Below are 7,995 nucleotides of genomic sequence, written 5' to 3'. Positions count from 1 at the left end.
AATGTTGAAGGCCATGGAGGGCCTGAAACAAGCGCACATGGACGTGCTCGTCGCGGTTTTTGGCCACCCTCCCCCAGACAGTGCCCACTCCAAAACGACCAGTCTTGGGTACTGAATCCAACTCCCAGAAAAAACCTTAAAACCGGGCCACACCAAAACTATTGGGCCGTAGCTGCCGCTGTTCCGCCTCGCGACAGACTGACAGAACCATAGCCAGAACCCGCCGGGTATCGCGAGGATCGATCAGGCCGTCGTCCCAGAGCCGGGCCGTTCCGTACAAGGCCGTGGAGCCATCCTCCAGTTTCTTGGCCGTCGCCTGCTCCAGAAAATCCAACGTCTTCGCATCCGGCTCCATGCCGCCCCGGCGCTGCTTCTCCTCCGCTACGATGCGCATCACCTTGCCCGCCTGCGCAGGCCCCATGACGGCCGTCCGGCTGTTGGGCCAGGCGAAGATGAAACGGGGATCGAGGCCGCGTCCGCACATCGCGTAGTTACCTGCACCATAGGAACCGCCAACCACAATTGCGAACTTCGGCACCCGGCAGTTCGCCACCGCCTGAATCATCTTTGACCCGTGTTTGATGATCCCGTTCTGTTCGGAATGGGTTCCCACCATGAAACCGGTGGTGTTGTGCAGGAACAGGATCGGGGTGCCGGCCTGGTCGCAGAGCTGGATGAACTGGGCCGCCTTGGTGGAGCCTTCCGGGGTGATCGGGCCGTTGTTGCCGATGATGCCGACGGAGTGGCCCTCGATACGGATGGTTCCGCACACGGTCTGGTCGTCGTAGTTGTTCTTGAAATCCAGGAACCGGGAGCCGTCGGCGATGCGGGCGAGGATCTCCCGCACGTCGTAGGGTTTCTTGGAATCGGCGGGGATCACGCCCAGTAGTTCCTCGGCCGGATACAAAGGCTGTTCCCACGCCATTTCCCGCTGGGGCGGCAGGTGTTCGTTCCAGGGCAGGGCGCCGAGGATTTCCCGGGCCTGGCGGATGCCGTCGGCGTCGTCTTCGGCCAGGTATTCGGCGGTGCCGGCGACGGTGGCGTGCATTTCCGCGCCGCCAAGTTCTTCGTCGGTGGCGACTTCGCCGGTGGCGGCTTTCAACAGGGGCGGGCCGGCCAGGAACATTTTGGCTTGCTCTCGCACGGTGATGACATAGTCCGAGAGCCCGGGCTGGTAGGCGCCGCCGGCTGTGGCGTTGCCATGAACCACGGTGACCTGGGGGATGCCGGCGGCGGACATGCGGGCCTGGTTGGCGAAGCCCCTGGCTCCGAGCACGAAAATGTCGGTGGCGTAGTTCAGGTTGGCGCCGCCGCTTTCGGACAGGGACACCACGGGCAGTTTGTTCTCCATGGCGATCTGCTGCAGCCGCAGGGTCTTGTCCAGGCCGGCCGGGGTGATGGTGCCGCCCTTGATGGCGCTGTTGCTGGCCACAACCAGGCAGCGGACGCCGCTGACGGTGCCGATGCCGGCGATGATGCCACCGCCGGCCTGGGAGCCGTCCTTGTCGTCGTGCATCTTGTAGCCGGCCAGGGAACAGAGTTCCAGGAATTCGCTGCCCCGGTCCAGCAACCGGTTGATCCGGTCACGGGGCAGGAGTTTGCCTCGTTTGGTGAATTTTTCCCGTGCCGATTCGGCCAGGTCCAGCACTTTCTGCTCGACCTCGCGGAATGTGCGGATGTGGGCTTCCATGGCTTCGGCGTTGGCCCGGAAGTCGTCGGACTGGGGATTTACCGTGGTTTCGAGTACCTGCATGGTCGGCTCCTCAGTCCTCGCTCAGTACTTTCGGGGTGACGGCGCGGTGGAAGCCGTTCCAGGCCTCGTTATTTTTGGCTTTGGGCATCGGCCAGACCCGGCCACCCTGGGAAGCGGCGCCGTCGATTCTCAGGCAATCGCCGGAGATGAAGGCGGCGGCGGGGCTGAGCAGGAAACAGATGGCGGCGCTGACTTCCGATTCAGTGCCCAGGCGCTTGATCGGCACGGAATCGGCGAGGCTGCGGATCCAGTTCTTCATGTGGGCCGGGTAGTTGTCCATGCCGCTGGAGGCGATCCAGCCAGGGGCCACGGCGTTGACCCGTACCCCCGAGGGCGCCCACTCCACAGCGGCGGTCTGGGTGAAATTGACCATTCCGGCCCGCGCTGCCCCGGAGTGGCCCATACCGGGCATGCCGCCCCACATGTCGGCGACAATATTGACGATGGCACCGCCGGTTTTACTCAGGGCCTGGGTGTAGGCTTCCCGGGCCATCAGGAAGCCGCCGGTGAGGTTGGTGCGGACCACGGTTTCCCAGCCTTTCTGGTTGATGCCGGTCAGAGGGGAGGCAAACTGGCCACCGGCATTGTTCACCACACCGTTCAGGCTGCCGTGTTCGGCGATAATGGCGGCGACCGTGGCTTTGACCGACTCTTCTTCGCGGATATCGCACGCATGAGCGGAAGCGATGCCGCCGTCCTCGGTGATCTCCGCCTTCACCGCATCAACTTTCTCCTGCTTTCGGCCCACCAGTGCCACCCGGGCCCCCAGGGCAGCCAGCTCGTGGGCGGTGCAGCGGCCGATCCCGGAGCCACCGCCGGTGACGATGTAGACGTGGTCTTTGAACAGGTTCGGCTGGAATACAGAGCGAAAACTCATCGTTTTTGTCCTTTTTCATACACGGCCCGGCTGACGGGCACGGGGAATTCCAGAAGTTGCTGGGCGAAGGCCTTGCCCTGGGGATCGATGTGCAGGCTCGCAACGCCGCCGCCCCCGAGGCTGTGTTCCAGCAGGAAGTTGAACGCATGCAGGCCGGGCATGGCCCAGCGGGTCACCTTGCCGGTCTCGGGATTGAGAGTATGGGCCATCCAGTCCGCGACGGCGGCCTCGGTCAGGGCGGAGGCAATGTAGGGCTCGAAGGCGGGGTCACGGGCGATGACGCCGATGTTGCTGTGATCGCCCTTGTCGCCGCTGCGGGCCCAGGCCAGCTCGATCAACGGGACCACCAGGTCGGTTTCCGTGATAGTGGCGGTCTCCGGACAGTCGGGGAGTCCGGATGGATCGAAGCTGCCTTCCGTGCGGATCGACACTGGCGTCTGCGCTCCCTCCAGATCCACGGCTACCGAGACGTCCGTCTTCGGAACCAGGCAGGACCAGAGCCGGATTTTGGGCCAGACCGTGGGGCGCCCGCCGACAATACCGGTAATTCCCGGCGCCATGCCGGTGGCGGCCTGGGCAATCTCCCGGGAGAACAGCACCAGCGCCTCTTTCTTCGGGTGGGCGGTGCTGATCTTTACCACCACTTCCCGGCAGTCCTGGCCGCGGGCGTGGGCGCCATAGGTGGTTTCGGAGCCCAACAGTTCGATGCTGGTTTCGGAGTAATCGGGCAGGCCCCGCTCGCTGAACATGCGGGAGGTCTTGGCCAGGATGGCTTCGGCCACGGTCTGCGCCTTGTTGCGGGCGTCGAGGCCGGCCAGCAGGAAGGTGACGGTGCACTTGAAACCGTCCGGCCAGGTGCCGGATACCTTGTAACTGTCGGTGGGTGCCTGGCCACGGGCCCCTTTGACCGTTACCCGGTCGGGGCCGGACTCCTCGAGGGTGACCCCGGTGAAATCACACACCACGTCGGGGAGCAGATAGGCACGGGGATCGCCGATTTCATAGACCAGTTGTTCCGCGACGGTTCCCCGGCTGACCATGCCGCCGGTACCCTCGGCCTTGGTGATGGCAAAGTCGCCCGAGGCGCTGACCTCGGCAATCGGGAAACCCATGTCGGCATAGCCGTCGGCCACGTCCTGCCAGTCAGTGAAGTTGCCGCCGGTGGCCTGGGCGCCGCATTCCAGCAGATGGCCGGCGAGGCTGCCCTGGGCCAGTTTGTCGTAGTCGTCCCATTGCCAGTCGAATTCGTGTACCAGAGGTGCCAGCACCAGGGCACTGTCCGCCACGCGGCCGGTGATGACAATGTCGGCCCCCTGTTCCAGAGCGGACACGAGGCCTGGTGCGCCCAGGTAGGCATTGAGGCTGACCATCATGGCCGGCATGGGCTGGCCGGTGGTCATCTCAGTGATGCCGGCGTCGCTGAGTTTTTTCTTTTTCATCAGCAGGTCGTCACCGAGCACCAGGGCGATCTTGAGATCGACCCCCGCCTTTTCACACAACGCCTGGAGGGCATCGCGGCAGGCTACGGGATTCACGCCGCCGGCATTGGCCAGTACCCGGATGCCTTTCTCTTTGATCTCGCCAAGCAAGGGGCCCATCACGGTCTGGACAAAATCCCGGGCATAACCCTGGGTGGGGTCCTTCATCTTCTGGCCGGCCATGATCGACATGGTGATCTCGGCCAGGTAATCCGCCACCAGGTAGTCGATATTGCCCTTCCTGACCAGCTGGGCGGCGGCGGTCTCGGTGTCGCCCCAGAAGGCGGCGGAGCAGCCGATGCGCACGGTGTTGCGGTTGGAATCTGACATCTTCTCTGCCTTGTTTTTGTCGCCCGCATCCCACGGGTTTATCGGAGGATGGAAATGACAATACCAAGCAAGCGCTTGGTTTGTAAACAGGCAAATTTGAGGTAGTATTAAAGGCCTCATCAGCCAACCGGACAGCCTTAGTGAGCCAGAACCAGATCCTCCAGTCCCTCATCGCTGAAAACCTCGTCTCCGACCCCAAGGGCGCTCGTGGACGCCTTTTGAAGGAAGCGGCCCGGTTGTTCCGGGAAAAAGGCTATGAACGCACGACGGTTCGGGATCTGGCCGCTGCCGTGGGCATCCAGTCCGGCAGCCTGTTTCACCATTTCCGCACCAAGGAGGAAATCCTCAAGGCGGTGATGGTGGAGACCATCCGGCTGAACACCGCACTGATGCAGGCGGCCATGGAAGCGGCGGAAACATCGAAAGACAAGCTCCGGGCGCTGGTCCGGGCCGAGCTGGAATCCATCAATGGCCAGACCGGTGAGGCCATGGCGGTTCTGGTCTTCGAGTGGCGCAGCCTGTCCGCGGATTCCCAGGCAGAAGTACTGGAACTGAGGGATATCTATGAAGCGCTCTGGCTGGATGTGCTCGGTGCCCTGCGAGAACAGGGTCGGCTACTGGCGGAGCCTTTCGTGGTTCGGCGCATGCTGACCGGCGCCCTGAGCTGGACCGTCACCTGGTACCGGCCGGAGCGGGGTGGCCTGACCCTGGACGGTTTGACCGATCAGGTCATGGCCATGCTCGGATTTCCCGCAGCGCCCTGAATGGGGTTTCGTGTTAGACAAAGGGCCCCGGATAGGGCCCTTTGTTCGTTCTGGCGTGGATCAGTCGCGGGCCAGTTCCACGAGCCGGTATTCCACCAGGTTCGGATCGGAACGGATAGCTTCCTCGGTATAGGGGAAGGCAATCCACTGCTTCTCGGAATAGGCCTGAGTCATATCCTTGAAGTAGGGCGATGCCGGGTCGGTGGACTGGGAGTAGGTCACAAATCCCTCGGCCTTTGGCATGCCATTTTCTCCCCAGGTGACGGTCTGGATGTAGCTGTTGCCGTAGTTCACATCATACCGTCCATCACTCAGATCATTCGGTCGGGAACTGGCGATGGTAAAGCTGCCTTCGAATCCCTCACCTCCGAAGATGGGGATGGGCGTGTCGTGGATCCCGGACAACTGGATATCCCTTACGGAAGCATCCAGCGCGATCGGCGAGTCCTGGATTCGTTTCACGCCATCGGCGAAAGCGGTCTGGACCAGGGGGCTTGCCACATTGAGATTCGCCGGTGTGTTGACCGGATCGTTCGGGTCGAACGGAGTCAGCCATTTGTCCGGCGAGGTGACCGGCAACGGGTTGATGCCGCGCCAGAATTCCCGCCAGATATGGCCTCCCATGGAATCCAGGTTGTGGGTGCCGTCCCACTGTTGCAACAACTCGCAGGCTCCGGAAATGTCCACCGGTTGGCCCGAGCTGCTCGGTAACGCACCCAGCGGGCAGTAAGCGTCCAGCACATCCTGTCGCGCAAGTTCTTCGGAGAGCAGACTGCTGTTGAGTACCACGGACTGCAGGTTGGCCAGGTCGAAGCCGAGGCTGCCGCCCAAGCCATCGGCGCCGGAAAGGCGGTCCTGGACCTGCTGCATGCATTTGCGGGTTCTCAGGGTTCGCGGTGTTTCCTCGTCACCGATGATTGCGGCGAAGCCGGTAAGTGGTTGATCCGGATTGGTGACCCAGTAGCTGTCGTTGCAGTTATGCACCCAGTCGTCCCGGCGGAGGGTTGGCAGATTGGACGGCCCGAAGATTCCGGCTGCCGGTGCATCCGGATCGCTGTCCCATTCGCAATCGGCCCGGGAGCCATCCAGGACCGGTAGCCCCGGCGCCAGCTGGTCGAAAACCGGGGACAGGGCGGTGGCGCAGGTTGTGGCCTTGTCATCCGGTACGTTCGGTACGACCGTCACATCGCCGTAGTACGCCTGCTGACCGGGACCGGTTGCCACGGTATTGACCCAGGGCACGCCGAGGACGCTGGCATGCAGGTCCACGAATTCCTCGAAACTTTCTGCCTGGTTCCAGCGAAAAAACTGGTTCAGCAAACGGTCATTTTCCGCATTGGCATCGCGGAGTGTGTAGGCTTTCAGGGAGGACCAGTTCAGCACCGGAACACCAGCGGCCTCGAAGGTCAGCATCGGGCCGTACTTCGACCGATACAGGGTGCGGGTGCGTTCTCCGACGGTGCCATCCTCTTCCAGTACTTCAATGGTGATATCGGAGCTTTCCATATCGACATATTCACCCTCGTACAGGTATTGAGTCGGATCTGCCGGGTTCAGAGTGAGCTCGTAGAAGGTGAACCTGTAGGCCGTGGATACCGTGTGGCTCCAGGCAAAATGCTCGTTGAAACCGATAAGGACAGCGGGCAGGCCATACAACGCCGCCCCCATGATTTCGGTGTCGTTGCCGACCTTCAGGTGGGCCAGATAAAGGCGTTCCGTTTTCTCCCAGGGAAAGTGCGGGTTGCCGAACAGCATTGATTCGCCAGTCCGGCTTGCTTCTGCTGAAAGGCCATACATGTTGCTGCCAATCGGGAGTTCCGCGCTGAAGGGGAAGGGCAGGCTTTCGCTACCCTCGCCCTCCAGGGCCGAGAGCAGATCCTCGGCGGTGGGCAGAGTGGTATCGGTGGTTTCCGGCGGCTGCGCAGTGGCGATGCCATCCACGAATACCGAAGAGCTAGCCAGTACTGCAAGCCGCAGGTAGCGCCGGTACATGTCCTGCTCTTCCAGGGCGAACAGCCATTCCTTGTCCCGGCAGGCCTCGTGCCGGCCCGGGTGCTGGCCGTCCCGCACTTCCGATAGATAACGGTTGAATCCGTCCACATAGCCTTTCGAGGCTTCCAGCACCTCCGGGTCACTGTTTGACTTGAAAGGCGCAATGGCTTCATCGGTCAGGGTGGTACGCCAGAAGAAATCCGCATTCAGGTTGGTTGTGGTGGCCCCGTTGGAGGGAATGCTGTAAGGCCCTTCCGGGCCAAGATACCGGGATCTCAGGCCCCGGATGGTCAGGGTATCCTCGGCAAGCAGACACAGATTGTCCTCGGCCTGCGCGTAGCCGTAGGCGTAACCGAGGCTGGAAAAGTCATCTGCCTCGATGTGTGGAATGCCGAAAGATGTGCGCCTGAGGGTCGCCCGATAAAGGGTCTTGTTGTCTCCCGCAATCTCGGTATTGTCTCCCAGGGCGGGTGAGGGAGGCGTGTCACTGTCGGAAATGCAGCCGGCCAGGATAAAGGGAATCAGTGCCAGTTGAATTGCTTGTTTCGGGTTCATCATCGTGTCGCCTTGTTTTGTTGTTTTGGCAACGCAGGGAACGGGGCGAACCGGCAAAAGGTTCCGGGCTTTGGCTGTGATATTCTTCGTTCGCCTACCGGATAGACGACACACCCGAACGTACTGTTACTCTGAATGCATTAATACGTATCAAAAAATTGGACATGCAGTCCTTTCCATGAGGGCCATTGGCCTCATCGGCATATCCGCTTCGGCATTCGAGCCATTTTTGTCTGACAGTTTTGA

General features: G+C 61.8%; 5 protein-coding genes. 1 reads left to right on the top strand and 4 read right to left on the bottom strand.

What is annotated here, in order from left to right:
* Positions 1–136: 136 nt before the first annotated feature.
* The 3 genes from ACESMW_RS06360 to ACESMW_RS06350 are packed head-to-tail and all read right to left on the bottom strand — an operon-like array spanning position 137 to position 4,438.
* Positions 137–1,753: an acyl-CoA carboxylase subunit beta gene (locus tag ACESMW_RS06360; RefSeq protein ID WP_372986220.1), complete on the bottom strand. Its 1,617-nt coding sequence runs from the start codon at positions 1,751–1,753 to the stop codon at positions 137–139.
* A gap of 10 nt (positions 1,754–1,763) precedes the next feature.
* The gene (locus ACESMW_RS06355) at positions 1,764–2,630 is read right to left on the bottom strand and encodes an SDR family oxidoreductase (RefSeq protein WP_372986219.1); all 867 of its coding nucleotides are present in this window, start codon (positions 2,628–2,630) and stop codon (positions 1,764–1,766) included.
* Positions 2,627–4,438: an acyclic terpene utilization AtuA family protein gene (locus ACESMW_RS06350; RefSeq protein ID WP_372986218.1), complete on the bottom strand. Its 1,812-nt coding sequence runs from the start codon at positions 4,436–4,438 to the stop codon at positions 2,627–2,629. The genes ACESMW_RS06355 and ACESMW_RS06350 overlap by 4 nt, the downstream gene beginning before the upstream one ends.
* Positions 4,439–4,578: 140 nt before the next feature.
* Here ACESMW_RS06350 and ACESMW_RS06345 point away from each other — a divergent pair, with 140 nt between their 5' ends.
* On the top strand, positions 4,579–5,202 hold the full coding sequence (locus ACESMW_RS06345; RefSeq protein WP_372986217.1) for a TetR/AcrR family transcriptional regulator: 624 nt from the start codon (positions 4,579–4,581) through the stop codon (positions 5,200–5,202).
* A gap of 60 nt (positions 5,203–5,262) precedes the next feature.
* Here the strand turns inward: ACESMW_RS06345 and ACESMW_RS06340 are convergent, their stop codons facing one another.
* Positions 5,263–7,749, bottom strand: a complete 2,487-nt coding sequence (locus ACESMW_RS06340; protein WP_372986216.1) for a penicillin acylase family protein — start codon at positions 7,747–7,749, stop codon at positions 5,263–5,265.
* Positions 7,750–7,995 lie beyond the last annotated feature (246 nt).

Origin of the sequence: Marinobacter sp., assembly GCF_041690455.1 — a bacterium.
GTDB lineage: Bacteria > Pseudomonadota > Gammaproteobacteria > Pseudomonadales > Oleiphilaceae > Marinobacter.
Note: the sequence above shows the minus strand (reverse complement) of the source record. Positions and strands in the feature narration are given on the sequence as shown.

Excerpts from the sequence above, each read along its gene's own strand:
- ACESMW_RS06350 (WP_372986218.1), bottom strand. The coding sequence starts at position 4,438 with ATGTCAGATTCCAACCGCAACACCGTGCGCATCGGCTGCTCCGCCGCC.
- ACESMW_RS06360 (WP_372986220.1), bottom strand. The coding sequence starts at position 1,753 with ATGCAGGTACTCGAAACCACGGTAAATCCCCAGTCCGACGACTTCCGG.
- ACESMW_RS06340 (WP_372986216.1), bottom strand. The coding sequence starts at position 7,749 with ATGAACCCGAAACAAGCAATTCAACTGGCACTGATTCCCTTTATCCTG.
- ACESMW_RS06355 (WP_372986219.1), bottom strand. The coding sequence starts at position 2,630 with ATGAGTTTTCGCTCTGTATTCCAGCCGAACCTGTTCAAAGACCACGTC.